The 24,987-nt window shown below is 72.6% G+C and carries 18 protein-coding genes; 4 read left to right on the top strand and 14 right to left on the bottom strand.

The window, feature by feature from the left end; translation table 11 throughout:
- Positions 1–71 precede the first annotated feature (71 nt).
- A complete protein-coding gene (locus tag ABZ899_RS30635; protein ID WP_361352329.1) occupies positions 72–836 on the bottom strand; it encodes an IclR family transcriptional regulator in 765 nt (254 codons plus the stop codon).
- Between the two features lie 55 nt (positions 837–891).
- Complete coding sequence (locus tag ABZ899_RS30630; protein WP_361352326.1) at positions 892–2,958, bottom strand: SpoIIE family protein phosphatase; 2,067 nt, start codon at positions 2,956–2,958, stop codon at positions 892–894.
- A 196-nt stretch (positions 2,959–3,154) separates the two neighbouring features.
- On the opposite strand from ABZ899_RS30630, the gene ABZ899_RS30625 reads away from it, so the two are divergent.
- Positions 3,155–5,602, top strand: a complete 2,448-nt coding sequence (locus ABZ899_RS30625; RefSeq protein WP_361352323.1) for a SpoIIE family protein phosphatase — start codon at positions 3,155–3,157, stop codon at positions 5,600–5,602.
- A 129-nt stretch (positions 5,603–5,731) separates the two neighbouring features.
- Here ABZ899_RS30625 and ABZ899_RS30620 read toward each other — a convergent pair whose 3' ends face one another.
- A complete protein-coding gene (locus ABZ899_RS30620; protein ID WP_361352320.1) occupies positions 5,732–6,937 on the bottom strand; it encodes a hypothetical protein in 1,206 nt (401 codons plus the stop codon).
- A 246-nt stretch (positions 6,938–7,183) separates the two neighbouring features.
- On the opposite strand from ABZ899_RS30620, the gene ABZ899_RS30615 reads away from it, so the two are divergent.
- Positions 7,184–8,320 carry a winged helix DNA-binding domain-containing protein gene (locus ABZ899_RS30615; RefSeq protein ID WP_361352317.1) on the top strand — a complete coding sequence of 379 codons (1,137 nt, stop codon included), beginning with the start codon at positions 7,184–7,186 and terminating at the stop codon, positions 8,318–8,320.
- 73 nt (positions 8,321–8,393) lie between these two features.
- Here the strand turns inward: ABZ899_RS30615 and ABZ899_RS30610 are convergent, their stop codons facing one another.
- The 11 genes from ABZ899_RS30610 to ABZ899_RS30560 form a co-directional block, all read right to left on the bottom strand.
- Positions 8,394–9,176 (bottom strand): enoyl-CoA hydratase/isomerase family protein, encoded by a 783-nt coding sequence (locus ABZ899_RS30610; RefSeq protein ID WP_361352314.1) that lies wholly within the window; start codon positions 9,174–9,176, stop codon positions 8,394–8,396.
- Positions 9,173–10,423, bottom strand: coding sequence for a cytochrome P450 (locus ABZ899_RS30605; RefSeq protein WP_361352310.1), 1,251 nt, complete (start codon positions 10,421–10,423; stop codon positions 9,173–9,175). The genes ABZ899_RS30610 and ABZ899_RS30605 overlap by 4 nt, the downstream gene beginning before the upstream one ends.
- A 93-nt stretch (positions 10,424–10,516) precedes the next feature.
- Positions 10,517–11,884, bottom strand: a complete 1,368-nt coding sequence (locus ABZ899_RS30600) for a cytochrome P450 (RefSeq protein WP_361352307.1) — start codon at positions 11,882–11,884, stop codon at positions 10,517–10,519.
- A gap of 9 nt (positions 11,885–11,893) precedes the next feature.
- A complete protein-coding gene (locus tag ABZ899_RS30595; RefSeq protein WP_361352304.1) occupies positions 11,894–12,454 on the bottom strand; it encodes an ATP/GTP-binding protein in 561 nt (186 codons plus the stop codon).
- 3 nt (positions 12,455–12,457) lie between these two features.
- On the bottom strand, positions 12,458–12,844 hold the full coding sequence (locus tag ABZ899_RS30590; RefSeq protein ID WP_361352301.1) for a DUF742 domain-containing protein: 387 nt from the start codon (positions 12,842–12,844) through the stop codon (positions 12,458–12,460).
- Complete coding sequence (locus tag ABZ899_RS30585) at positions 12,837–13,685, bottom strand: roadblock/LC7 domain-containing protein (RefSeq protein ID WP_361352298.1); 849 nt, start codon at positions 13,683–13,685, stop codon at positions 12,837–12,839. Before ABZ899_RS30585 ends, ABZ899_RS30590 begins: the two co-directional genes overlap by 8 nt.
- On the bottom strand, positions 13,682–14,821 hold the full coding sequence (locus tag ABZ899_RS30580) for an ATP-binding protein (protein ID WP_361352295.1): 1,140 nt from the start codon (positions 14,819–14,821) through the stop codon (positions 13,682–13,684). The genes ABZ899_RS30585 and ABZ899_RS30580 overlap by 4 nt, the downstream gene beginning before the upstream one ends.
- 883 nt (positions 14,822–15,704) lie before the next feature.
- Complete coding sequence (locus ABZ899_RS30575) at positions 15,705–16,352, bottom strand: LysE family translocator (RefSeq protein WP_361352292.1); 648 nt, start codon at positions 16,350–16,352, stop codon at positions 15,705–15,707.
- A 179-nt stretch (positions 16,353–16,531) separates the two neighbouring features.
- A complete protein-coding gene (locus ABZ899_RS30570; protein ID WP_361352289.1) occupies positions 16,532–17,317 on the bottom strand; it encodes a serine protease in 786 nt (261 codons plus the stop codon).
- A 317-nt stretch (positions 17,318–17,634) separates the two neighbouring features.
- Positions 17,635–20,451, bottom strand: a complete 2,817-nt coding sequence (locus tag ABZ899_RS30565) for an AAA family ATPase (RefSeq protein WP_361352286.1) — start codon at positions 20,449–20,451, stop codon at positions 17,635–17,637.
- Between the two features lie 235 nt (positions 20,452–20,686).
- Positions 20,687–21,517, bottom strand: coding sequence for a helix-turn-helix transcriptional regulator (locus ABZ899_RS30560; RefSeq protein WP_361352283.1), 831 nt, complete (start codon positions 21,515–21,517; stop codon positions 20,687–20,689).
- A gap of 123 nt (positions 21,518–21,640) precedes the next feature.
- Here ABZ899_RS30560 and ABZ899_RS30555 point away from each other — a divergent pair, with 123 nt between their 5' ends.
- Positions 21,641–23,311, top strand: coding sequence for an AMP-binding protein (locus tag ABZ899_RS30555; protein ID WP_361352280.1), 1,671 nt, complete (start codon positions 21,641–21,643; stop codon positions 23,309–23,311).
- A complete protein-coding gene (locus ABZ899_RS30550; protein ID WP_361352278.1) occupies positions 23,308–24,897 on the top strand; it encodes an AMP-binding protein in 1,590 nt (529 codons plus the stop codon). Before ABZ899_RS30555 ends, ABZ899_RS30550 begins: the two co-directional genes overlap by 4 nt.
- Positions 24,898–24,987 lie beyond the last annotated feature (90 nt).

The following is a 24,987-nucleotide window of genomic DNA, read 5'->3' as shown; positions in this document are numbered from 1 at the left end:
CCCCGGAAAACCCGATATGTCCTACTTATTAGGAAACCGGTGCGCGGTGTGCATCGGCAAGGAGCGGGATTTCAGATACTGAGCGACAGGCTCCGGGTCACGCGGTCCGCCGTCGGCATCAGCAGCGCGGTGGCGTCCTCCAGACGCGAGCGCCGGTCCGCCCGCAGCGACACCCCCAGCGAGCCGAGCGTGCTGCCGCTGTACACGGGCACCGCGACACAGACCGTGCCGAGCGCGTACTCCTCCATGTCCGTGACCGCCGGGGCCAGCGGCGAGGTGTCCAGCCGCCGCAGCAGCTCGGGCGGGTCCGTGATCGTCCTCGGCGTCAGATCGGCCAGGTGGTGCCGCGACAGGTACTCCTGCCGCGCTTCCTCGTCCAGCTCCCGCAGCACCGACTTGCCGAGCGCCGTGGCGTGCCCGGCGTCCTCGAACCCCACCCACAGATCGACGCGCGGGGCCCGCGGACCGTCGACGATCTCGGCGACCCGGATCTCCCCGTCGTCGTAGAACGTCAGATAGGCGGCGCTCGACAGCTCGTCCCGCAGCGCGGCGAGCGCCGGACGCACCCGGCTGAGCAGCGTCTGCGCCCGGCCCGAGGAGGCCCGCAGCGTCCCCAGGCGGTCACCCAGCACGAACCCGCCGTCGTCGAGCTTGCGCGCATAGCCCTCGTGCACGAGCGTCCGCAGCAGGTGGTACGTCGTCGCCAGCGGCAGCTCCGTCTCCCGCGCCAGCTGCTTGGCGGGCGCCCCGTTGTCGTGCGCGCTCATCACCTCCAGCAGCCGGAAGGCCCGCTGGACGGAGCCGATGAGCGTGGGACCGATCGGAGCAGTACCCATACCCACCAGGGTGCGCCACGTCGCGGCCCGGGGCAAGGCGGCTCCGGGGCCGCCGTCACACCATCCGCGCCACCAGCAGCGCCACGTCGTCGTGGTCGTCGGGATGGCGCAGGCCGTACAGCAGCAGGTCGCAGGTCTCCTCCAGAGGCCGGCGCGGCTCGTCGAGGAAGCCCAGCAGCACGTCCAGCCGGTCGTCGATGGGATGGCGCCGCGTCTCCACCAGCCCGTCCGTGTACAGGACCAGCAGATCGCCCGGCACCAGCTCGACCGTGGTCGTCTCGAACGGCACACCCCCCACCCCCAGCGGCGCGCCCGACGGCAGCCGCAGCAGCCGCGGTGCCCGGCCCGGACGGGACAGCGCGGGCGGCATGTGCCCGGCGTTCGCGACCTGGCACCGCCGGGTGCGCGGATCGTAGACCGCGTACAGGCAGGTCACGATGTAGTGCTCCAGATCGCAGGTGATCTTGTCCAGATGGTGGAGCACCGCGCCGGGATCGAGGTCGAGGTCCGCGTACGCGCAGGTCGCCGTGCGCAGCCGGCCCATCGTGGCGGCCGCGTCGATGCCGTTGCCCATCACGTCCCCGACGACCAGCGCGGTCTTGTCGTCCTCCAGCGGCAGCACGTCGTACCAGTCGCCGCCGACCTCGCTGGTGGCCTGCGCCGGCTGGTAGCGGGAGGCCAGCTCCAGACCCGTGTGGTGCGGCGCGTGGTCGGGCAGCAGGCTGCGCTGCAGGGTCAGCGCCGTGTTGCGCACGCTCTGGAACCAGCGCGCGTTGTCGATGGCCACGGCGGCCCGCCCCGCCAGCTCGCCGGCGAGCACCACGTCGTCCTCGTCGAACGGCACCGGGTTGCGCGTCCGCTTCAGGTCGAGCGCCCCGAGCACCTCGCCGTGCGCGATCAGCGGCACCGCCAGGTACGAGTGCACGCCCGCCTGCGCCAGCAGCTCGGTGGCCTGCTCGTCCCGCCCGATCCGCGGCAGATCCGCCTCGCCCACGTGCTTCACCAGGACCGGCCGCGCCGTGTGCACGCACAGCGTGACCAGCCGGTCGCCCTCGTACGCGGCGAGATCACCGGGCGGGTCGGCCGCCCGCAGCGCGGCGCTCGGATGCGCCGACTTCAGAGCGAGGGCGCGGAACAGCTCCGGGCCGTTCTGCGGCCTGCGGGTGCGCCGGCACGCGAGCGCCGCGTCCAGCACGTCCACGGCGACCACGTCGGCCAGCTCGGGCGTGGCCACGTCCGCCAGCTCGTCGGCGGTCCGCTCCACCTCCAGCGAGGTGCCGACCCGTGTGGACGCCTCCGCGATCAGCGCGAGCCGCCGCCGGGCCCGGTCGGCCGCGGCGGCGGCCCGGTGCCGCTCGGTGACGTCGACGAACGAGATGGCGACGCCCAGCACCCGCCCGCCGGAGTCCTCCAGCCGGTAGAAGGACAGCGACCAGGCCCGCTCCTGCTCGGGCTCGTCCGGCGGACGGCCCACGTGGTACTGGTCGAGCAACGGCGTCCCCGTGGTGATCACCTGACGCACGCACGCCTCAATGGTGTCGAGGTCGGACAGCGGCAGCGTCTCCCGCAGGCGGCGGCCCACATGTTCGCCGGCCGGGGTGCTGTCGACCCGCTCCAGCGCCGGGTTGACCAGCAGGAAGCGCAGATCCGGGCCGACCAGGGCGATCCCGATGGGCGACTGGTTGATCAGCCGCTCGCACAGTGCCAGATCCGTCTCGACCCGCTGGAGCAGCGAGTGGTCGGCCGCGATGCCGAGGGCGTACGTGTCCCCGAGGTCGTCCAGCAGCCGCATGTTGCGGAACTCCGTCATCCGGGTGCTGCCGTCCTTGTGCCGCACCGGGAACGTGCCGGCCCAGCTCTGGCCGGTCCGCAGCACCTCGGCGAACAGCTTCGTCACCGAGGGCAGATGCTCGGGGTGCACGAACAGCCGGGTCGCGTGCGTGCCGAGCGCCTCCTCGGCGGAGTACCCGAACAGTTCCTCGGCCTGCGGGGTCCAGAAGACGATGCGCCCGTCGGCGTCCAGCACCACCGCGGCCACGCTCAGCACGTCGAGCAGTCCGGTCGGCTGGGGCGGCTGGGCCCCCCGGCCACCCGCGTCGGACTCCAGGGATCCGGCTGTCATCGCGGCTCCTCCTCCACCCCCGGGTGGGTTCACCGGCCGCGGGCACCCCTCGGACAGGGCGACGGCGGGGCCGGCACCTCCATGCTCTCTCCACCGCGCTCCGCGCGCACCGGGCGGGCCGCCCGTGCGCGCCGGAGACGCAAGCAGGAACATGGGTCCTGTGACGACGGGACCCACGGACGCTGCGTGAGGAGCCATGGACGCGCCGCGAGACACCCCGGACACCCCCGGAGCCGAGGCCCGGCGGGAGCCCTTCGACGCGGCCGGCGACGCCGCCGCCGTCGTCTCCGCGGGCGGGCTGGTGATCGCCTGGACCCGGGCCGCGGAGGACCTCCTCGGACTCCCGGCGGCCGACGTCGTCGGGACGTCGGGGCTGGACCTGCTGGCGACGCCCGACGACCGGGCGCGGGCGGAGGCGGTCGCCGAACGCTGCCGCTCCGGCTCGGGCTGGAGCGGCCGGTTCCCGGTCCGGCACCACGACGGGCATGTCGTCGACGTCGACGTACGGGTCTCTCCCGGCTTCCGCGTCGGCCAGGAGGAGTGCTACCTGGTCTCGGCGCGGGGCCGGCCGTCGCCGTGGGTCGTCGGCGAGTCGGTCCTGAACGGCTTCCTGACCCGGTCACCGGTCGGCATGGCCGTCGTGGACAGGCGGCTGCGCTACGTCTGGCTCAACGACACCCTGGAGCGCCTCGGCGGGGTGCCGCGCGGACAGCGGCTCGGCCGCCGCCTCGGCGACCTGCTGCCCGGTCTCGAGACGGAGACCATCGAGGGCCTGATGAGCAAGGTCCTGGAGACCGGTGCCCCGGTCACCGACTACGAGTACGTCGGCTGGAGCTGGTCCGACCCGCACAGACAGCGGGCCTACTCGACGTCGTTCTTCCCGCTCGTCGACCCCGACGGCACGGTCAGCGGGGTCTGTTACATGGTCCTGGACATCACCGAGCGGTGGACCGCCCGTCGGCATCTGACCCTGGTCAGCGAGGCCGGCACCCGCATCGGCACCACCCTCGACGTGCTGTCCACCGCGCAGGAGCTCGCCGACTTCGCCGTGCCCGCGTTCGCGGACTTCGTCACCGTGGACCTGCTGGAGCCGGTGCTCAGCACCGAGGGGCACGGCGCCTGGCTCAGCGACGCGGGCCCGGCCCTCGTCGGGGCGGCGATGCGCCGGGCCGGACTGCGGTCGGTCCGCGACGGCTGCCCGGAAGCCGTCGCGCGCGTGGGCGACAAGGTCGACTTCGTCCCGCCGCCGTACGACGAGCACCTGCTCGACGAGGGCGGCCCCGTCCTCATCCCGGTCCTCGACCCGTTCGACTCCCGGTGGGCCGCCGAACAGCCCCGCCGGGCGGCCAACATGCGCGCCTACGGTCTGCATTCGCTGATCTGCGTGCCCATGCGGGCCCGCGACACCGCGCTCGGCCTCACCACGTTCGTCCGCTCGCACAACCCCGCCTCCTTCCGGCCCGACGACGTCCTCGTCGCCCAGGAGCTGGTGGCCCGCGCGGCCCTCTGCGTCGACAACGCCCGCCGCTACACGCGGGAGCACACCGCGGCCGTCACCCTTCAGCGCAGTCTGCTCCCGCAGGCGCTGACCGGCGGCACGGGGCTGGAAGTGGCCTCCGCCTACCGCCCGGCCGACCCCACGGACGGCGTCGGCGGCGACTGGTTCGACGTCATCCCGCTGTCGGGCGCCCGGGTCGGGCTCGTCGTCGGCGACGTCGTCGGTCACGGCATCGCCGCCGCGGCCGCCATGGGCCGGCTGCGTACCGCCGTGCAGACCCTCGCCGACATGGAGCTGCCGCCCGACGAACTCCTCGCCCACCTCGACGACCTGGTCCTGCGGCTCAGCGAGGAGCAGTCCGACACGGGCGGGGCCGGCTTCCTCGGCGCCACCTGCCTGTACGCGATCTACGACCCCGTCACCCGCCGCTGCACGATGGCCCGCGCCGGACACCCGCCGCCCGTCGTCGTGGCGCCCGACGGACAGGTGTCCTACCCCGAGCCGCCGGCCGGACCGCCGCTCGGGCTGGGCGGCCTGGCCTTCGAGTCGGCCGAGATCGAACTCGCCGAGCACAGCCTGTTCGGCCTCTACACCAACGGCCTCGTCGAGAGCGAGACCGCCGACGTCGACAGCGGCATGGCCCGGCTGGCCGACCTGCTCTCCCGGCGCGACCTCGACCTCGACACCCTGTGCTCGTCCGCGGTGCGCGACCTCGTGCCCCAGCAGCAGCCCGACGACGTCGCCCTGCTGCTGGCCCGCACCCGGGCCCTGGACGCCGGGGACGTCTTCTCCTGGGACGTGCCCGTCGACCCGGCCGCCGTCGCCGACGCCCGTGCCCGCGTCACCCGGCAGATGGCGGCCTGGCACCTCGACGACCTCGCGATGACCACCGAACTGATCGTCAGCGAGCTGGTCACCAACGCGATCCGCTACGCCGAACCCCCCGTGCGTCTACGGCTCCTGCGCGACTCCCGGCTGACCTGCGAGGTCGCCGACGCCAGCAGCACCGCCCCACGGCTGCGCCACGCCCGCAGCACGGACGAGGGCGGCCGGGGCCTGTTCCTGGTGGCCCAGCTCGCGCACCGCTGGGGCGCCCGCTACACATCCGGCGGGAAGATCATCTGGGCCGAGCAGGAACTGCCCTGACCGTCGCGCTCGGGGGCGGTCGGCGAAAGGGGGGTTTCTGGTGTGCGCGGGGCCCGGACGCGGAACGGCCGGCCCCGGTGGTCCGGGTCCGGCCGTTCGTCGGGCACCGCTCAGGGCGTCAGCCCCGGATCACTCGTCGTGCCCCTCGTGCCCCCCCTTGTCCCCGTGTCCACCCTTGCCGTGCTTCGCTTGGTGGTCGGGCTTGGCCGGCTTGCTGGGGTACGCCGGCTTGCTGGGGCGGTCGGGCTTGCTCGGGTACGCCGGCTTGCTCGGCTTGCTGGGGTACGCCGGCTTGCTCGGCTGCTCGGGCTTGGCGGGCTTGCTCGGGTATGCGGGCTTGGACGGCTGCTCAGGCTTCGTGGGCTTGGCGGGGTATGCGGGCTTGCTCGGCTTGCTCGGGTAGGCAGGCTTCGAGGGCAGCTCCGGCTTGGCGGGCTTCGCCGGGTAGGCGGGCTTGGCCGGGTACTCGGGCTTCGCAGGCTTTGCCGGGTAGGCCGGCTTCGACGGCATCTCCGGCTTGGCGGGCTTGGCGGGCTTGGCCGGGTAGGCGGGCTTGGCCGGGTACTCGGGCTTCGTGGGCTTTGCCGGGTAGGCAGGCTTCGACGGCAGTTCCGGCTTGGCGGGCTTCGCCGGGTAGGCGGGCTTGCTGGGGTACTCCGGCTTGGCGGGCTTCGCCGGGTAGGCGGGCTTGCTGGGGTACTCAGGCTTGGCGGGCTTCGCCGGGTACGCAGGCTTGGCCGGGTACTCGGGCTTCGCAGGCTTTGCCGGATACGCGGGCTTGGCGGGGTAGTCGGGCTTGGCGGGCTTCGCCGGATACGCCGGCTTCGCCGGGTGCTCAGGCTTTGCGGGCTTCGCCGGGTAGGCGGGCTTCGCGGGGTACTCAGGCTTGACCGGCTTGGCCGGGTACTCAGGCTTGACCGGCTTCGCCGGGTACGCGGGCTTCTCCGGGTGGGCCGGGTACTCCGGCTTGGCGGGGTGTACCGGCTGCTCCGGCTTGGCCGGGTGCACCGGCCGCTCCGGCTTCGCCGGGTACGCGGGCTTCTCCGGATGGGCCGGGTACTCCGGCTTGGCGGGGTGTACCGGCCGCTCCGGCTTGGCCGGGTGCACCGGCCGCTCCGGCTTCGCCGGGTACGCGGGCTTGGCCGGGTGCACCGGCTGGCCCGGCTTCGCCGGGTACACGGGCTGGGAGCCGTGGGCCGGGGCCGGGTGGGCCGGGTACGGCGTGGCGTGGTCATCGGCGTAGGCGGAGCCCGTGCTCCCCAGGGCGGCTGCGGCGAGCGCGGCTGCCATGGCGGCGGGCGCCAGGACGGATCGCCATCCAGGCGGTGTCCTCATCTTCCACTCTCCTCGACTATGTTCAGGGCCTCGTGACGGCGGGTCAGCACCAAGAGCCGGATAGTGGAATGAATAGGAAATCGGCTGATATGAATAACGCCGAGGCGGTCAAAGGCCACCGAATGACGTAGCCCGGCACCGCCAGTCGGACCGGCCCCCGATCCCGGTCGGACGCGGGCCGGACCTCCCGCCCGACCGCTCGCAAGAGGACAGGATCCGTCCTCGATCCTCCGTACCCTGCGGAACATGACGAAGCGGATCTCCTCCACGACGAAGGCGGCGAGGGCGATGAGCGGCACGGACCCGGTCCTGAGCACCCGCGCCCTCAATCGCGCGACGCTGGCACGGCAGTTGCTGCTGCGCCGCTCACCGCTCACCGTCCCGGAGGCGGTCACGCACCTCGCCGGCCTCCAGGCGCAGGAGGTGAAGCCGCCGTACTACGCGCTCGCCGCCCGTCTCGACGGGTTCACGCCCGAGGCGCTGTCCGCACCGCTCGGCGACCGGTCGCTGGTCCGCATGGTCACCATGCGCTCCACGATCCACCTGCACACCGCCGACGACGGCCTGACGCTGCGCCCGCTCGTGCAGCCCGCCCGCGAGCGTGAGATCACCTACTTCCGCAAGGGCCTCGTGGGCGTCGACCTCGACCGGCTCGCCACGCTCGCCCGCGCGCTGGTCGAGGAGGAGCCGCGCACGATGAGGCAGCTCCGTGAGGCGCTGAGCACCGAGTGGCCGGACGCCGACCCGCAGTCGCTGGCCGTGGCCGCCCGCTGCCGGCTCCCGCTGGTGCAGATCACCCCGCGCGGACAGTGGGGCCGCAGCGCTCAGGTGTCCCTGACGACCCTGGAGCACTGGCTGGGGCGCCCGGCCGAGCCGGCCGCCTCCGCCGACGACACCGTCCTGCGCTATCTGGCCGCCTTCGGGCCGGCGTCCGTGAAGGACATGCAGACCTGGGCCGGTCTCACCCGGATGCGTGCCGTCTTCGAGCGGCTGCGACCGGAGCTGGTCACCTTCCGGGACGAGAACGGCGTGGAACTGTTCGACCTGCCCGACGCCCCGCGCCCCGACCCGGAGACCCCGGCGCCGCCGCGCCTGCTGCCCGAGTTCGACAACCTCGTGCTCTCCCACGCCGACCGCGGCCGGGTCATCCCGCCCGCGAACCGCGGCCGTACCTGGCAGGCGAACACCTTCTACTGCCCGCTGCTGGTCGACGGCTTCCTCGCGGGCGTGTGGCGCCTCATCGGCGACGCCCTCGTCATCGAGCCGTTCTCCGCTCTCGGCAAGGCACAGCGCGCGGAGGTGACGGAGGAGGCGGAGCGCGTCCTCGGCGTACTGCACCCGCGGGAGTCCTACGACGTCCGCTTCGGCACCGTCGTCCGCTGAGCGGCACGCTCGCACTTCCGGTCCCTCCCCCCCCCGGCGGGCGGGGCGGAGGACCGGGGCGTGTGCGTTCCGGCTAGGGGCGCGCGGCGGGGGCGGTCAGCCGTGCCGTGAGCAGGTGCGAGTCGAGCAGGGACAGGTCGGCGGTGCGGTCGGCGCGGGCGTAGCCGGCCAGCATCCGCTTGGTGAGCACGAGCGCCTCCGGCTGTCTGCGCAGGAGCGGCCTCACCCAGGAGCGGACGACCGCGTCGAGCGTGTCGGCGGGGGAGGTCCGGTGCACGAGGCCGAGCCGCTGGGCGGTGGCCGCGTCGAACAGGTCGCACGTGAGCATCAGTTCACGGATCCGGGCCGCGCCGGCCTCGGCGACGAGACGGCCCATGGCCCCGCCCCAGGCGGGCGGCAGGCCCAGCCCCACCTCGGGCATACGGAACCGGGTGGTGTCGGCGGCGGCGCGCAGGTCGCAGTACGAGGCGAGGGCGAGGCCCGCGCCGACGACCTTGCCGTGCAGGCGGGCGACGGTGACGACGTGGGTGGTCTCCAGCGCCTGGCACAGCCGCTGCGCCTTGTCCGCGACGCGCCGCAGGTCACCGCCGGACGGGTCCGCGGCGAGGGACTCCTGGTACTCCGTGCGGTCGGCGCCCAGGCAGAAGTCCTCGCCGTCGGACGACAGGACGAGGACGCGCAGGTCGGGTCGTTCGTGCAGGCCGTCGAGGACGGCCAGGAGATCGTCCAGGGCGGCGACACCGAGCGTGTCGGCACCCTGCCCGGGGTTGAGGCGTACGTGCAGGACCGGGCCGTCCTCGTCGACGGCCACGGCCTTGAGCGCGCGCAGGGTGAGGGGGGCGGGGGTCTCGGTCATGCGAGGGCGAGGTCCAGGTTCGACAGGCGCCTGAAGGCCACCCGGGGCGCCCACGTGGGGCGTTGGGCGAGCGTGAGGCGGGGCAGACGGCTGATCATGTGGTGGAGGAGGGTCTGGGCTTCCAGCCGGGCGAGGGGCGCGCCGAGGCAGTAGTGGATGCCGTTGCTGAAGGCGAGGTGGTCGGAGCGGGGCCGTTCGGGGTCGAAGCGGTCCGGGTCAGGGTGACGGGCCGGATCGCGGTGCGCGGCGCCCACCATGAGGTGGACCATGGCGTCCTTGGGGACCTCGACGTCCCCGACAACGGTGTCATCGGCCGCGACACGGCTGATCACATGGGTGGGCGGGTCGTGGCGCAGCGTCTCCTCGACGAAGGCGGGCACCAGGGTGGGGTCGGCGGCGAGCAGATCCCAGCGCAGCGGTTGCTCCAGCAGCCGCAGCGCCATGGTGGACAGCAGGGTGGACGTCGTCTCCAGCGCCGCGAGCAGTACGAAGAGGGCGAGGAAGTACACGGACTCGTCGGCCTGGTCCCGGTCGGGTTCCAGGGTGTCGAAGGTGTGGATCCACAGGGACACCGGGTCGTCGCCGGGCTGTGCGCGACGGCGGCGGACCAGGTCCATGAAATACGTGCGCAGTTCGGCCGTCGCCGCGTCCGAGCGGGCCAACTGGCTTGCCGTAGGCAGGAGTTCCTGGGTGAAGACCTGCTCGTGGGTGAGTTCGCGCAGCCGGGGCCAGTCGGCCGCGGGGAGGCCGAGCCAGTCGCCGATCGTGGCGACGGGCAGTTCCTCGCTCACGAGGGGGACGAAGTCGGCGGTGCCGTATCGCAGTTGCTCGGTGAGGGACAGCAGGAGGCGGTCGGTGGTGCGGCCGACCGTGCGTCCGATCCGCTCCAGGGTCTTGCGGCCGAACGTTCCTGCTGCCCTGCGTATTCGGGTGTGGTCCGGCGGGTTCAGCGCGGGCAGCGTGTTGCTCATCTCCTGGGAGGAGGGTGCGTTCCAGCGGGTGCCCGCGCCCTGTTGGGCGCGCCAGCGCTTGTCCGGTTCGAGCCAGTCACGCGAGCGCAGGATCTGGTCGCACAGGTCGAAACCGGTGACGAGCACATTGCCCCATGGGGCGGGTGTGACGGGGCCCATGGCTCTGAGCCGGGCGTAATAGGGAAAGGGGTCGGCCTGCCCCTCCGCCGTCCGCAGACGGGCGAAGAGGCTGACGGCTGAACGACGGTCGTGCGACGGGCGAGCGTCCACCACCACGATGGCGGCTCCTTTCAGGGAGATCAGCCGCCATACGTACCCATGCGCTGATTGAAGCATCCACTTAGGGAGATCAGGTGAGGGTTACCTTCGTCACTCGCCGCCGAGCCAGGCACGGAAGCGGGAGAACAGGCCTCGCGGGTGGGCGGGTTGGGCGGTTGGCTGGGAATGTGCGGTCGCCGTGTGCTGCGGGACCGACGCGGCCGGCTGCGGCGCGGTCGAGCGAGCGGATTCGGCCGGGGACGGGCCGGCCGGACGCGGGCTGAACCGGACGGGCAGCGACGCCAGCGAACGGCTCCACGGCCCCTCTCCCCAGGTGAGGTCCTTGAAGGGGACGCGCATCTCGAGGTCGGGCAGCCCGTTGAGCAGGCACTCGACGGCACTCACCGCGATCATGAAGGCCGGGTCCTTGGCCGGGCACGCGTGCGGGCCGGCGCCGAACGCCAGATGCGCCTTGGCGCTGAGCTGTTCACGGTGCTGCGCCAGCTTCGGATCGGTGTTCGCCGCCGCGAACGAGATCAGGACGGGGTCGCCCGCCCGGAGGACCCTGCCGCCCAGCTGCACATCGTGCGTCGGGTAGTGGCCGGCGTAGTTGGCGATCGGCGCGAAGTTCCACAGCGTCTGCGCGACGGCGTCCTCGACGGGCAGCGCGGCCTGCGCGTCCTCGCTCAGATACAGCGCCGTGCTGGTGCCGATGGCGGCCGCCAGCGGGGCGGTGCCGCCGGAGAGGAGGGTGACCAGCTGGTGCAGGACCTCCTCGTCGCTCAGCCGCGCCGGGTGCTGCATCAGCTTGGTCGTCAGGTCCTCGCCGGGCCGACGGTGCTTGAGGGCGATCAGCTCGGCCAGCGCCGCCCCCAGCACCTTGTCGGCACCCGGAGTGCCCTGGAAGATGCCGCTGATGCCGGTGATGACCCGGTCACCGATCTCGGGCGGGCAGCCGAACAGCTCGCTGAAGACCAGCAGCGGCAGCGGCATGGCGTACGCGGCCATCAGCTCGGCCTGCCCGAACGAGTCCGAGCCGAACTGGCTGACCAGGTAGTCCGCCGACTGCTGCACCTTGCGGCGCAGATGCAGCTCGTTGACGGTCGCGAGGCTGTCGACGACCGCCTGCCGCAGCCGCGCGTGCGCCGCCCCGTCGCTGAACAGGGCGTTCGGCCGGTAGCCCATCATGGGCAGCGCCGGGCTGTCCGCGGGCACCCGCCCCTCGTTCAGGGCGTTCCAGCGGCGCGAGTCACGGACGAACGACGCCGGGTTCTGCAGGATGTACAGCGCGGCGTCGTAGCTGGTGACCAGCTCGACCTCGACGCCCGGCGCGATGTCGACGGGCGCGCTCGGGCCGAGGGAGCGCAGATGGCCGTAGGTGGCCTCGGGGTCGGCGGCGAACTCGGGGCCGTACATCTGCGCGTTGCCGTGCGCGGGGCACCCGGCGGGTATGCCCCGCGTGGTGTGGGGTTCTTGCATGGCGAACTCCTAGTCGAGCAGGGACATGAGGTGCTGCACGAGGGCGATCAGGGCCTGGAGTGCGGACTTCTGGTCGCGTACGTCGCAGGCCACGACGGGGGTGTCCGGGTGCAGGTTCAGCGCCTCGCGGACTTCGTCGATGGGGTAGGTGGTCGCCCCCTCGAAGTGGTTCACGCCCACGGCGTAGGTCAGGCCGAAGCGCTCGACCAGGTCCAGGACCGGGAAGGACTCGTCCAGCCGCTCCGGGTCGACGATGAGGAGCGCGCCGAGCGCTCCGCGGGACAGCTCCTCCCACATCTCCTTGAAACGCTCCTGACCGGGCGTTCCGAAGACGTAGAGGACCAGCTCGTCGCTGAGCGTGAGCCGGCCGAAGTCCATGGCGACCGTGGTGGTCGTCTTGTCGGGTGTGCGCGACAGGTCGTCATAGCCCACACTCGCCTCGGTGATCTCCTCTTCGGTCTGCAGGGGCTCGATCTCGGAGATGTTGCCGATGTAGGTGGTCTTCCCGACTCCGAAGGGCCCTACGACGAGGACTTTCACCGAGCGCACGTCGTCTGCGTCCAGGTACACGGGTTACGCTCCGATGTTCTTCAGGCCTTCGAGGACGGCACTGAGCAGTTCTCGGTCTTTGCTGTCGGCCCGGGGGGCGGGCTTGCGGACGAGGACGAGACCGCTCTCCTCCAGCTGTGCCAGCAGGATGCGCACGATGCCGAGCGGCAGGTGCGTGCGGCCGGCGATCTCGGCCACGGCCAGCATGCGGTTGGCGACCAGATCCATGATCGCCTGCTCCTCGGGGGCGAGGGTGCGGGCCGTGGCGGCGGTGTCCTTGTGCGCGGTCACCAGGGCGGTGCGTTCGTACTGCTGGTCCGGCGGCAGAGCGCGGCCGTTGGTGATCACGAAGAACGGGACTAACGCGGACGTCAGTTCCACTTCCGGGTCGGAGTCGTGTGCGTCAGACATCGCTCGGAGCCTCCCGTCCCGGTGCGCGCTCCTCGCTCAGCCGGGGCACCACCTCGCCCAGACGCGTGGTGAACTCCTCGATGTCGGTGTCGTGTTCGGCCGCCGCGGCCAGCAGACGGCCGTGGTCACCGGCGATCAGGAAGATCCAGCCGTGCCCGAACTCGATGACGGTCTGCCGCCACTCCGCGCCCGCCTGGATCCCGGCGAACTGGGACGTGACCCGGCTGTAGGCGTGGATGCCCATCATGGCGGCGGAGATGGTGTCGACCAGGTCCCGGTCGATGCCACTGGTCGCCCCCAGGGGCAGGCCCTCCGCGCCCAGCAGCACGGCGTGCCGCGCCCCGTGCACTCCGGAGATCACCTCGTCGAGGTCGGCGAGCACCGTGCCGCTCCGGCCGCCCGCCTTCGTCCCGCCGGAGGCGCCCGCCCCGTGCAGGGACGGTTCCTCGGCGTCGACCCGCGGCGGCGTCGTCAGATTGTTGCCCAGACGCGCCACGAGCCGGTGCATCCGGAAGGAGATCTGCTGGATGTCGACGTCGAGTTCCGCGGCGGCGGCCAGATAGGCCCCCTGGCCGGCCCCGATGAGGAAGATCCACCCGTGCGAGAACTCGATGATCGTCTGGTGCCACCGCGGGTCCTGCACCGGTTCGATGAAACGGGCCGCGGCACGGCTCAGTGCCTGCATGCCGGCCATGGCGGCCGAGATGGTCCTCAGGTCGTCGTCGACGAGACCCTGGGTGGCCCCCCGCGAGATGCCGTCGGCGGAGAGCAAGACGGCGTGCCGTGCCTTGGGCACGTTGGTCACGATGTCTTCGAGCATCCACGACAGGTCGGTGGTCATGCGTCTTCGGGCCCTTCAGTGGCTGCGGAATCGAACGTGCGGCCCGAGATGGTGCCTCGTTGCAGAGCGCCCAGGGCGCCCCGGCTGCGTCCGGAGACGCGGCCGGTGTCCTGGACCGTCCGGGACGGCTGCCGCTGGTCGTCCGGGGCGGTCGCCCGGGACACGCGCTTGGGCAGGCCGTGCACGGTGCGCGGCCGGCTCGGCGCGGACTGCTCGTCGCGCACGATGCTCACCGGGGCCGGAGCCTCCTCCACGGGAGCCGGCTGCTGCTCCGTCCACAGCTCCTCGGGCAGCAGCACCACGGCGCGGACGCCGCCGTACCGGGAGATGCCCGTGACGTCGACCCGGAAGCCGTACTGGCGGGCGAGCAGCCCGATCAGCGGGAAGCCGAACTTCGGCTGGTTGCCGAGCTGGGAGAGCCGGGGGACGAAGTCGCCGGACAGCAGGGCGGTGGCCCGCTGCCGCTCCTCGTCGTTCATGCCGACACCGGCGTCGTCGATGACGATGCACAGGTTCTTCTGGATCCGCTGGAACGTCACCTCGATCGGTGCGTCCTGCTGGGAGAAGCTGGCAGCGTTGTCGAGCAGCTCCGCCACGGCGAGCGCGACGGGGGAGACGGCCGACGCCTTCAGCGCGAAACCGGTCTGCTGCATGATCTCGACGCGGCGGAAGTTGCGGATCTGCGACTGCGCGTTGCGCACCACGTCGTACACGTTGCCCGGCCGGTTGCGTCGGCCGGCCGGCGCGCCGCACAGCACGGCGATGCCCTGCGCCTTGCGCTGCATCTGCGCGTTCGCGTGGGTCACTTCGAGGAGTTCCGCGAGGACCGGGTGGTTGCCGTACTTGCCCTGGATGCCCTCCAGGACGGTCATCTGCTCGGCGGCCAGGCTCTGCAGGAAGCGGGCGGAACCCTTGAGGACCGCCTTGGTGCTGTCCTCGGCCGCCTCCTCCGCCTGCCGGATGGTGGTGTCGAACTGGTGCTTGTACCGGGCCAACTCGGCCTGCACCGCGGTGAGGTGGCCCTGTGCGGACGCGAGTTCCGTCTTCAGCGCATCCTCGGCCTGCTGCTTTCTCCTCCCCAGGGCTCTGTTGCGGACGACGAGTGCCACGATCGCTGCGACGGCTATCGCCGTCATCGCAACCAGGCACCACGCAAGCGCGTCTCGAGACATGGAAACCTTTCCCGGCGCATGAAATGCGGACGTAGACGGATAACTCCCCCGCGAGTACGCACCCACGACAGACCATGCCGCCCGCCCGAACTCTGTGGCTCCTGAGCGTGCGGACCTCAAGTCAACGCTTGAAGTAAGTGGATCAAGGTCGCAGATGCGGGGATGCTATCACCGGCGTAACAGCGCCCGAGAGCGCGCCACCGTTCCTCCGCAAGGCCAACACGCCTTCTGTGGACGGATGTTGCCTGCTGTTCAGCGAGGCGGGTTCATCGGTGGTGGAGTACGCCGGCCTGCGGGGTGGCGACGGCCGGACAGCCTGGTTCCTTCCGGGGCCGTCGGCTCGCCCGCCCGTCGGGCCGGGTGCACGGGTCCACAGCGACTCCTTCGCGATGGGGTCCTGGAGGCGACTGTCCCCCCGCGCCCGCGACATGACGACGCGTCAGTCTGCCGAAAGTACGATGATCGTAACAGCTTTCACGCTGTGTGCGTGCCCGGGCACAGCAGCCCGGACGGCCACCTGCGGACCCCGCGTGGCCGGGTCTGTGCGAGGGCCCGCCGGTGGCGCGAACGAAGGGGTCGGCATGGCCGAAAACACGTGGGGCGACGGGGAGTTCGGGCGCGGTGGTGCCGTCCGGCGGCGGCAGCGACCGTACGGAGTCCGCGAACCGGGGTGCCTCCGAAACCCGTTCGGGATCACCGGGCAGGACGGCCCCGACGCACTCCCGTCAGGGGCCCCTGTGCCTCCGGCCACCGCACGGTGAACGCGGTGCTCAACGGCGACCAGTCGGTCGTCCACGGGGCAGTGGACGCCTCCGACGGGTGAGCCGGGAGACCGGGCCGCCCGGGCTCAGTCCGCGCGGCCCGTCACCGCGACCGTCACGCCGAGGCCGATCATCGTGCAGCCGCCCGCGCCGCCTATCAGGGACAGCCGGCGGTCGGAGCGGGCGAACCAGGTGCGGGCGGCGGAGGCGGTCAGGCCCCACAGGGTGTCCGTGACCAGGCCGATGGTGATGGGGACGAGGCCGAGCACCAGCATCTGCAACGGCACATGCCCTGCCGAGTGGTCCACGAACTGGGGGAGCACCGCGGCGAAGAACACCACCCCTTTGGGGTTGGTGGCGCCGACGAGTACGCCGTCCAGCAGGGTGCGCAGATCGCCGCGCGCAGGCTCCCGCGCGCCGGTGTGCAGGGCCGAGACCTTCAGCTCCTTGCGGTGCCGGAACGCCTGCACCCCGAGCCAGACCAGATAGGCGGCACCGGCCAGCTTCACCGTGAGGTAGACGGTCACGGACCGCTCCACGAGGGAGCCGATCCCGACCGCGACGGCGATCACCAGCAGGTACGAGCCGACGACATTGCCGAGCGCGGTCGCCACGGCGGAGCGGCGCCCGTGCGCCAGGGCGCGGCCGATGACGAACAGGACGCTGGGTCCCGGAATCGCGATCACCAGCAGCGACATCGCCGCGAACGCCGGCATCCGGTCGATGGACACCATGCCCTCACCCCTGTCCCGTGCATCCCGCGCGCGGCTCATTCAAACAGGGGCCACCGGCGGCGTGCCAGGCCCGTGCCGGGCCCGATCCGGGGTGGGCAAGGGCAGGAGGCGGGCATGGACAGGGGGCGTTGCGGGCCGCTCGTGGAGGCCCGCAACGCCCCCTGGTCTGTGTTTCCCGGCTAGGACCGGACCTGGTCGGTCACCTCGGCCGAGAACGTGGTCAGCCGGGTGTACACACCCGGGTACCCCGCCTGGGCGCAGCCCTCGCCCCAGGACGTTATCCCTGCCAGGACGCCCCCGATGAGCAGGGGACCGCCGCTGTCGCCCTGGCAGGAGTCGACGCCGCCGGACGTCTTCCCGGCGCAGACCATGTCGGAGGCGACGTAGTCCGAGCCGTAGGAACCGGCGCAACTCGAGTCGGACACCGTGGGCACGGTGGCCGTACGCAGCTGGTTGGAGGAGCTGCCGCCCGACGACGTGGTGCCCCAGCCGAGGATGCGGGCGCCGGTGCCGGCGGCGTACACCCCCGTGTCCGAGGAACCGACGTAGCCGGCGGTGGCGTACGGCATCGACGTCGACAGGGTCAGTACGGCCACGTCGTCCCCCTTGGTGGCCGTGGTGTAGTCGGGGTGGACCCAGATGTCGGCGACCTTGGCGACGGTGCCTTCGCCGCCGTCGAGGTAGGTGCGGCCGCCGACGACCCGGACGCCACCGGGGCTCTCGCCGGCCATGCAGTGGGCGGCCGTGACGACCTTGGTGGGGGAGACCAGCGTCCCGCCGCAGAACTGGTTCTGCGAGGCGTCCGTGATCTGCATCATGAACGGGTACGCGGACGTCGTGGTCGTGGTCCCGCCGACGACGCGGGACGACGCGGCCTCAGCGGTGGGGGCGCTGAGCAGCGCGGCCGCGGCGGCGGCCGCCGCCGTGACGACGGCGGTCCTTCTGGCACGGGTGAGCCCGGACAAGGAGACTCCTCGGTGGGGGGATGGCCGGTGGGGGGTCGCGCGGGCGGTAGGTCTCGGTGGGGCCGGGGGACCGACCCCGCGTGCCCGGCGAGCGGCACACCCACAAGGTAGGTCCCGGCTGATCCCCTGCCCAATGAGGGAACCCCCTAAGGGAGTTGGGCAGGGAAAACCCTCGGTCGTGCCGGGTAAACCAGGGCGCGCCGACGCAATGGGGTGAACTCCGCCCGAACATACCGCCGACCCCGCGCCGTACGACCCACGGGGCCCGGTACGCGGTTCGGCAGTCCCACGGCACGTCTACGCCCCGGGCCCCCGCCTCACGGGGCCCGGCGCCCCGCCGCCAGACGGACGATGTCGACCCGGGAACGGATGCCGAGCTTGCGGTACACCCGGGTCAGCGTCGCCTCCACGGTCTTGACGCTGATGAACAGGCGCGCGGCGATCTCCCGGTTCGTCGCGCCCTCCATCACCAGGCCCGCGACCTGACGCTCCATCGAGGCCAGCCCGTCCAGGCCCGCCGGGCCGCCCGGCGCCGGTGCGGGCGGGGGCAGCGCCGCCGCACTGCGCTCCGCGGCGGCCGCCTCGACCTTCCGCAGCCACGGCAGCGCCCGGCAACGGCGGAACAGCCGTGCCGCCTCCTCGTAGGCGGCCGGGCCCGCGTCGGGGCGCAGCCGGGCCAGCGCGAAGGCGGCGCGGGCCGCCTCCAGGCCGTATCCGAGGTCGCCCAGCCGGTCCTGAGCGGCCGTCAGCTGCGCCACCGCCCCCTCCCGGTCGCCGTGCGCGGCGCGCAGCACCGCCTCGGCCCGGTCCAGCACGCCCAGCACGCTGTCGCGGTCGAGTCGCAGCGCCTGCGCCCGGGTGACGTCGATGAGGTCCCGCGCCTCCGCCAGCTCACCGGTGCCCACCAGTGCCTCGGCGAGGTCACCGTGCCACCGCCCGCGCGCGGGGTCCGTGATGCCGAGGCCCTGCTCGACCTCCCGCACCCGGCGCAGCGACCGCACCGCCGCCTGCACGTCGCCCGCCACCAGCTCGGCGTGCCCCAGCGCGGCCAGCGCACGCGAGACGTACATCTGGTCGCCGTCCTCCTCGGCGTGCTCCACGGCCTCCCGGGCCAGCGCGAGCGCCCGGTCCACCTGCCCGCCCGCCGCCTCCGCGAGGGACGCCAGCACCGCCGACGCCACCTCGCCGATGCCGGTGTCCCGGGCCAGCCGCAGACTCTCGCGGGCCAGGTCGAGGGCGCGTCCGCACTGACCGGAGTGCAGTTCGGTCTCGGCCACCCCGCGCAGGAAGTGCACCTCGCTCTCCACCCATCCGTGCCGGCGCACCTCGCGCAGCAGCCCGGTGACGGCCGCCCGGGCCTCCGGCAGCTGGTCGCTCATGATCAGCCAGCGGAAGCGGGAGTACCCGGCGCCGTTGTGGTGGCAGGCCACGCGCGGGTCCTGCGGCTCCTCCAGGGCGCGCCGGATGGTCGCGGGCGCGTCCGGATGCCCCATCAGCGTCTCGATCTGGGCCTGGAAGGCCAGCGCCATCAACTCGGTGTACCGGTCGCCGGCCCGTGCCGCGAGCTCGGCGGCGTACGCGACCTCCTCGCGCGCCTCGTCGAAGTCGCCCTTGACCAGCACGGCCCGCCAGGTCAGCTGGTAGTGGACCAGGGCGAGCAGCCGCGGGTCGTCACCGGCGTCGGCCAGGGCCTGCGGGAAGATCGCGTCGACCTCCGACATGGCGTGGCCCGCGGTCTCGATCACCGCGATCCAGGCCCGCACCCGCTCCGCGGGCACCGACGTACGCGACAGCACCTCGCGGGCGATGTCCCGGGCGAGGTCCAGCTCGCCCGCCGTGATCGCGTCCTCGGTGGCCTTCAGCCGCAGCGCGTCCGGACTCGGGTCGCCGTCCGCCGGGGTGTGCCGGGCGGCGAGCAGGCACAGCTGGGCGGCCACCGACGGGGCGCCCCGGTCGCGGGCCAGTGCGGCGGCCTCGGCCAGCCGGGCGGCGACCTCCGGGTCGGTGCCGCTGGTGGCGAGGGCCAGGTGCCGGGCGCGTTCGATCGGGTCGGAGGCGGCCGTGGACAGGGCGGCGTGGACGGCCCGGCGCTCCTGCGCGGGCGCCTCGGCGTACAGCGCGGCCGAGATCATGGGGTGCGCGAACCGTACGGCCGGTCCCTCCGGCTCGGTCGCCAGCAGCCCGAGGGCGGCGGCCTGGGCCGTCTCGGCCTCCGCGTTGGCCCGCCCGGCCGCGTGCAGCAGGGCCAGGGTGGGGCGGGCGCCCGCGCTGGCCACGAGGAGGGTGCGGCGGGCCTCCTCCGACAGCATCTCCAGCCGGTTCAGCACGAGGGCGCGCAGCGAGGTGGGCACGGGCAGGGGCTCGCCGGGGCGGGGCGGGGTGGCGTTCTCCGCGAGGGCCCGGCTCAGTTCGAGCGCGAACAGGGCGTTCCCGCCGCTGGTGCGATGGATGTCACGGACGGTGGAGCGGGGCAGACCGGTGTAGCCGCGGCGGTCGAGCAGGACGGACAACTGGGCCCGGGACAGCGGGCCCAGGCGTATCGCCAGGGTGTCCGGCGGGGAGGCGCGCAGATGCTGGTCGTACTCCTCGCTCTCGGTGCGCACCGCGCACAGCATCCGCACCGGGGTCCCGCCGAGCCGGCGGGCCGCGAAGCCGAGGAGTTCGGCACTGGCGGGATCCAGCCACTGGGCGTCGTCGGCGACGATCAGCACGGGCCCGGCGTCGGCCAGGGCGCGCAGCGCGGACAGGACGGCGAGCCGCAGGGCCAGCCCGTCGCGCTGGAGCGTGGACTCGCCGCGTCCGGTGAGCGCCGCCTCCAGGGCGGTGCGCTGGGCGGCGGGCAGCCGCCCGGACACCTCGTCGAGGACGAGGCCGAGGAGGTCGGCCAGGGCCAGGAAGGGAAGGTGGGATTCGGACTCGGTGGGGGAGCAGCGCAAGACGGCTCGTGCCTCGTGGCCGTATTCCGCGGCCAATGACCGCAGGACCGTCGACTTCCCAATTCCGGCCGGGCCGTGAAGCAGCACGCTGCCGCCGCGCGCGAGCTGCTCGCGTGCCGCGGTGACCAACTCGGCCCGCCCGATGACCTGGTCGGAGCGGCAGCCGGCAGGCTCCTTGAAGTCCCGTGGCACGGTCACCGCTCCCCTCCATGTGTCGTGTTCGGGCCAATATTAGGCAACGGTTCTTTGAAATTCGGAGCCGCGGGGAGGTGAGCCGAATAACAGCCGGCTCGCATAGAGAAATTCACGGCATCGATGCATGAATGGTGAGTCGTCCCGAGCGGCCCGCCCGGCCCCGCCGGGCCTCGCCGCGCGGGAACGGGGCCGTCCCCGTCCGGGACCGCCCGCCGCACCCACCGGTCCGTGTACACGGCTACGGCAGCAACCCCGCCCGGCGCGCCGCCACCACGGCCTCCCCGCGCGTATGGGCGCCCAGCTTGCGCATGGCCGACCGCAGATAGCCCTTCACCGTCTCCGCGCGCAGGCCCAGCCGTCCGGCGGTCACCGCGTTCGTGGCGCCCTCGGCCACGCACGCCAGCACGTCCACCTCACGCGGCGCCAGCTGCACGGCCCGCGGCCCGGACCCCACCGCCAGCAGGCCGGCCGCGTCCAGCAGCTCCGCGCGCAGCGCCGGATCACCGATGCGCGGCGCCAGCGCCCGCAGCGCCGCATGCGCCTCCCGGACCTGCTCCCAGGCGGCACCTCCCTCGGCCGGCGCGGCCTGCGGCCGGGCCGCCTCCAGCAGGCCCTGCACCTCGTCCCGCACCACCAGGGCCTGCTCCACGTCCCGCGCCGCGTCCACCGCGGCGGTCAGGGTGCGGTCGCCCAGCGGCTGGGCCGTGCGCAGGGCGCCGTACAGGACACCGCGCACCCGGCGCCGTACGACCACCGGGACCGCCACCACCGCGCACAGGCCCTCGGCGGCGACGGCGGCGTCGTACTCGTGGCTGATCTGCCGGGAGGCCGAGTAGTCGGTCACCGCGCAAGGGCGGGCCAGCGCGACGGCCTTGCCGCCGAGGCCGTTGCCCGCGGCGACCGCGAGCCGGCGCAGGGCGTCCGTGGCGGTGCCGTTCAGCTCGCTGATGCGCACCCGCGGGCGGCCCGGCTCCAGCAGGCCGCCGAACGCGACCGGCAGCCCGGTCGAGCGGCGCAGACGCGCCAGCCCACGCCCGATCTCCACCGCTGCGGCCGCGTCCACTGCCACCTGCTCGCCCCTTCACCCGCTGCGTCCCGAGCGCACACCCCCGTTCGGGGGTAGTGAGACCCACGTCACGGATTACACGATGGCAGAGGGCCGCCCGGCAAGGTCCGGTAACCAGGAGGACGAATGAAGACGGGGACGGAGCTGTTCCGCGGGGCGCGGGACTTCCTGCTCGAACACCGCGAGGACTACGCCACGGCGTACGAGGGTTTCCGCTGGCCCAGGCCGGAGCGGTTCAACTGGGCGCTCGACTGGTTCGACGCCATCGCGGCCGGGAACGACCGGCTCGCGCTGCACATCGTGGAGGAGGACGGCAGCGAGGTACGGCTGACGTTCGCCGAGATGGCCGAACGCTCCGCCCGCGTCGCCAACGGGATGCGCGAGAGGGGCGTACGCGCCGGGGACCGCGTGCTCGTCATGCTCGGCAACCAGGCCGAACTGTGGGAGACCGCCCTCGCCGCCATGAAGCTGCGCGCCGTCGTCATCCCGGCCACCCCGCTGCTCGGCCCGGCCGACCTGCGCGACCGCGTGGAGCGCGGACACGTCCGGCACGTCCTGGTCCGCTCGGAGGACACCGGCAAGTTCGACGACGTACCCGGCGACTACACCCGGATCGCCGTCGGCGGGGCCCCCGCGGGCTGGTCGGCGTACGAGGACGCCCATGGGGCCTCCGGCACGTTCACCCCCGACGGGCCGACCGGCGCCGACGACCCTCTGATGCTCTACTTCACCTCCGGCACCACCGCCCGCCCCAAACTGGTCGAGCACACCCACACCTCGTACCCGATCGGGCATCTGGCCACCATGTACTGGATCGGCCTCACACCGGGCGACGTGCACCTGAACATCTCCTCGCCCGGCTGGGCCAAGCACGCCTGGTCCAACCTGTTCGCGCCGTGGAACGCCGAGGCGACCGTCTTCATCCACAACTACACGCGCTTCGACGCGGCCCGTCTGATGGCCGAGATGGACCGGGCCGGTGTCACCACCTTCTGCGCCCCGCCGACGGTGTGGCGCATGCTCATCCAGGCCGACCTGAGCGCGCTGCGCACCCCGCCCCGCGAGGTCGTCGCCGCCGGTGAACCGCTCAACCCCGAGGTCATCGAACAGGTGCGGCGCGCCTGGGGGGTGACCGTCCGGGACGGCTTCGGGCAGACCGAGACGGCCGTGCAGGTCTCCAACAGCCCCGGCCAGCCCCTGAAGACGGGCTCCATGGGCCGGCCCAGCCCCGGCTACCGCGTCGAACTGCTCGACCCGGTGACCGGCGCACCCGGCGCCGCCGAGGGGGAGATCGCCCTCGACCTCTCCGCCCGTCCGGTCGGCGTGATGACCGGCTACCACGGCGACCCGGACCGTACGGCGGAGGCGATGGCGGGCGGCTACTACCGCACCGGCGACATCGGCTCCCGCGACGCCGACGGCTACATCACGTACGTGGGCCGGTCCGACGACGTCTTCAAGGCCAGCGACTACAAGATCAGCCCGTTCGAGCTGGAGAGCGCCCTGCTGGAGCACGAGGCGGTCGCCGAGGCGGCCGTCGTGCCCGCGCCCGACGAACTGCGGCTCGCGGTGCCCAAGGCGTACATCGTGCTCGCGGAGGGCTGGGAGTCCGGACCCGACACGGCCAAGGTGCTCTTCGAGCACTCACGCCAGGTACTCGCGCCCTACAAACGGCTGCGCCGCCTGGAGTTCGGGCCGCTGCCCAAGACCGTGTCGGGCAAGATCCGCCGTATCGAACTGCGCGAGGCCACCGCCGCGGGGTCGGACGCCGAGTACCGCGAGGAGGACTTCCGGTGAACTCGTACACCCACGGGACCGGGGACACGCCCCTGCTCGGCGACACGATCGGGGCCGACCTGGACCGGGCCGTCGCCGCCTGGCCGGACCGGGAGGCGCTGGTCGACGTGGTCTCCGGGCGGCGCTGGACGTACACGCAGTTCGCCGCGGACGTCGACAGGCTGGCGTACGCGCTGCTGGCCAGCGGGGTCGTCAAGGGCGACCGGGTGGGCATCTGGGCCGTCAACTGCCCCGAGTGGGTCCTGGTCCAGTACGCCACGGCCCGCATCGGCGCCATCATGGTGAACATCAATCCCGCGTACCGCACCCATGAGCTGGAGTACGTCCTCGACCAGGCCGGTGTCTCGCTGCTGTTCGCCTCGCTCCACCACAAGGCGAGCGACTACCGGGCGATGGTCGAGGACGTGCGCGGCCGCTGCCCGGCGCTGCGGGAGACCGCCTACATCGGCGATCCGAGCTGGGACGCGCTGATCGCGCGCGGCACACCGGCCCCGTTCCCGGAGCTCTCCTGCGACGACCCCATCAACATCCAGTACACCTCGGGCACCACCGGCTTCCCCAAGGGCGCCACGCTCTCCCACCACAACATCCTCAACAACGGTTACTTCGTCGGGGAGTTGATCGCGTACAGCGAGCAGGACCGGGTGTGCGTCCCGGTGCCCTTCTACCACTGCTTCGGCATGGTGATGGGGAATCTGGCCGCCACCTCCCACGGCGCCTGCATCGTCATCCCCGCCCCGTCCTTCGACCCGAGGGCCACCCTGGAGGCCGTGCAGCAGGAGCGGTGCACCTCGCTCTACGGCGTGCCGACCATGTTCATCGCCGAGTTGAACCTCCCCGACTTCGCCGGCTACGACCTCTCCACCCTGCGCACCGGCATCATGGCGGGCTCGCCCTGCCCGGTGGAGGTGATGAAGCGGGTGGTCGCCGAGATGCACATGGAGCAGGTCTCCATCTGCTACGGCATGACGGAGACCTCCCCCGTGTCCCTCCAGACGCGCATGGAGGACGACCTGGAACACCGCACCGGCACCGTCGGCCGCGTCCTGCCGCACATCGAGGTGAAGATCGTCGACCCGGCGACCGGCGTGACCGTGGAGCGTGGCACCTCAGGCGAACTGTGCACGCGGGGATACAGCGTGATGCTCGGCTACTGGGAGGAGCCGGAGAAGACCGCCGAGGCGATCGACAGGGGCCGCTGGATGCACACCGGCGATCTGGCGGTGATGCGCGAGGACGGTTACGTGGAGATCGTCGGCCGGATCAAGGACATGATCATCCGGGGCGGCGAGAACATCTACCCGCGCGAGATCGAGGAGTTCCTCTACGCCCACCCCAAGATCGCCGACGTCCAGGTCGTCGGCGTGCCGCACGAGCGGTACGGCGAGGAGGTGCTGGCCTGTGTCATCCCGCGGGACACGGACGATCCGCTGACGCTGGAGGAACTGCGCGTCTTCTGCGACGGACAGCTCGCGCACTACAAGATCCCGAGCCGGCTGACCATCCTCGACGCGTTCCCGATGACGGTGTCCGGCAAGGTGCGCAAGGTGGAACTGCGCCGGCGCTACGCGACGGACGCCCCTTAGAACTCCTAACGAAATGATCTTCGAGGTGGTTGGATCACTCCGGGACTGATGATCCGGGGGTGCGAGGTGGCGCGGCCGAAGCCGTGGGAA

The organism is Streptomyces sp. NPDC046859 (assembly GCF_040645135.1).
In the GTDB taxonomy this organism is placed as follows: Bacteria; Actinomycetota; Actinomycetes; order Streptomycetales; family Streptomycetaceae; genus Streptomyces.
Note: the sequence above shows the minus strand (reverse complement) of the source record. Positions and strands in the feature narration are given on the sequence as shown.

Bases quoted from the DNA above. Each gene is read 5' to 3' on its own strand.
- ABZ899_RS30630 (WP_361352326.1), bottom strand. From the start codon at position 2,958: ATGACAGCCGGATCCCTGGAGTCCGACGCGGGTGGCCGGGGGGCCCAG.
- ABZ899_RS30620 (WP_361352320.1), bottom strand. From the start codon at position 6,937: ATGAGGACACCGCCTGGATGGCGATCCGTCCTGGCGCCCGCCGCCATG.
- ABZ899_RS30575 (WP_361352292.1), bottom strand. From the start codon at position 16,352: ATGGTGTCCATCGACCGGATGCCGGCGTTCGCGGCGATGTCGCTGCTG.
- ABZ899_RS30580 (WP_361352295.1), bottom strand. From the start codon at position 14,821: ATGACGGCGATAGCCGTCGCAGCGATCGTGGCACTCGTCGTCCGCAAC.
- ABZ899_RS30600 (WP_361352307.1), bottom strand. From the start codon at position 11,884: ATGCAAGAACCCCACACCACGCGGGGCATACCCGCCGGGTGCCCCGCG.
- ABZ899_RS30590 (WP_361352301.1), bottom strand. From the start codon at position 12,844: ATGTCTGACGCACACGACTCCGACCCGGAAGTGGAACTGACGTCCGCG.
- ABZ899_RS30555 (WP_361352280.1), top strand. From the start codon at position 21,641: ATGAAGACGGGGACGGAGCTGTTCCGCGGGGCGCGGGACTTCCTGCTC.
- ABZ899_RS30625 (WP_361352323.1), top strand. From the start codon at position 3,155: ATGGACGCGCCGCGAGACACCCCGGACACCCCCGGAGCCGAGGCCCGG.
- ABZ899_RS30615 (WP_361352317.1), top strand. From the start codon at position 7,184: ATGACGAAGCGGATCTCCTCCACGACGAAGGCGGCGAGGGCGATGAGC.
- ABZ899_RS30610 (WP_361352314.1), bottom strand. From the start codon at position 9,176: ATGACCGAGACCCCCGCCCCCCTCACCCTGCGCGCGCTCAAGGCCGTG.
- ABZ899_RS30585 (WP_361352298.1), bottom strand. From the start codon at position 13,685: ATGACCACCGACCTGTCGTGGATGCTCGAAGACATCGTGACCAACGTG.
- ABZ899_RS30635 (WP_361352329.1), bottom strand. From the start codon at position 836: ATGGGTACTGCTCCGATCGGTCCCACGCTCATCGGCTCCGTCCAGCGG.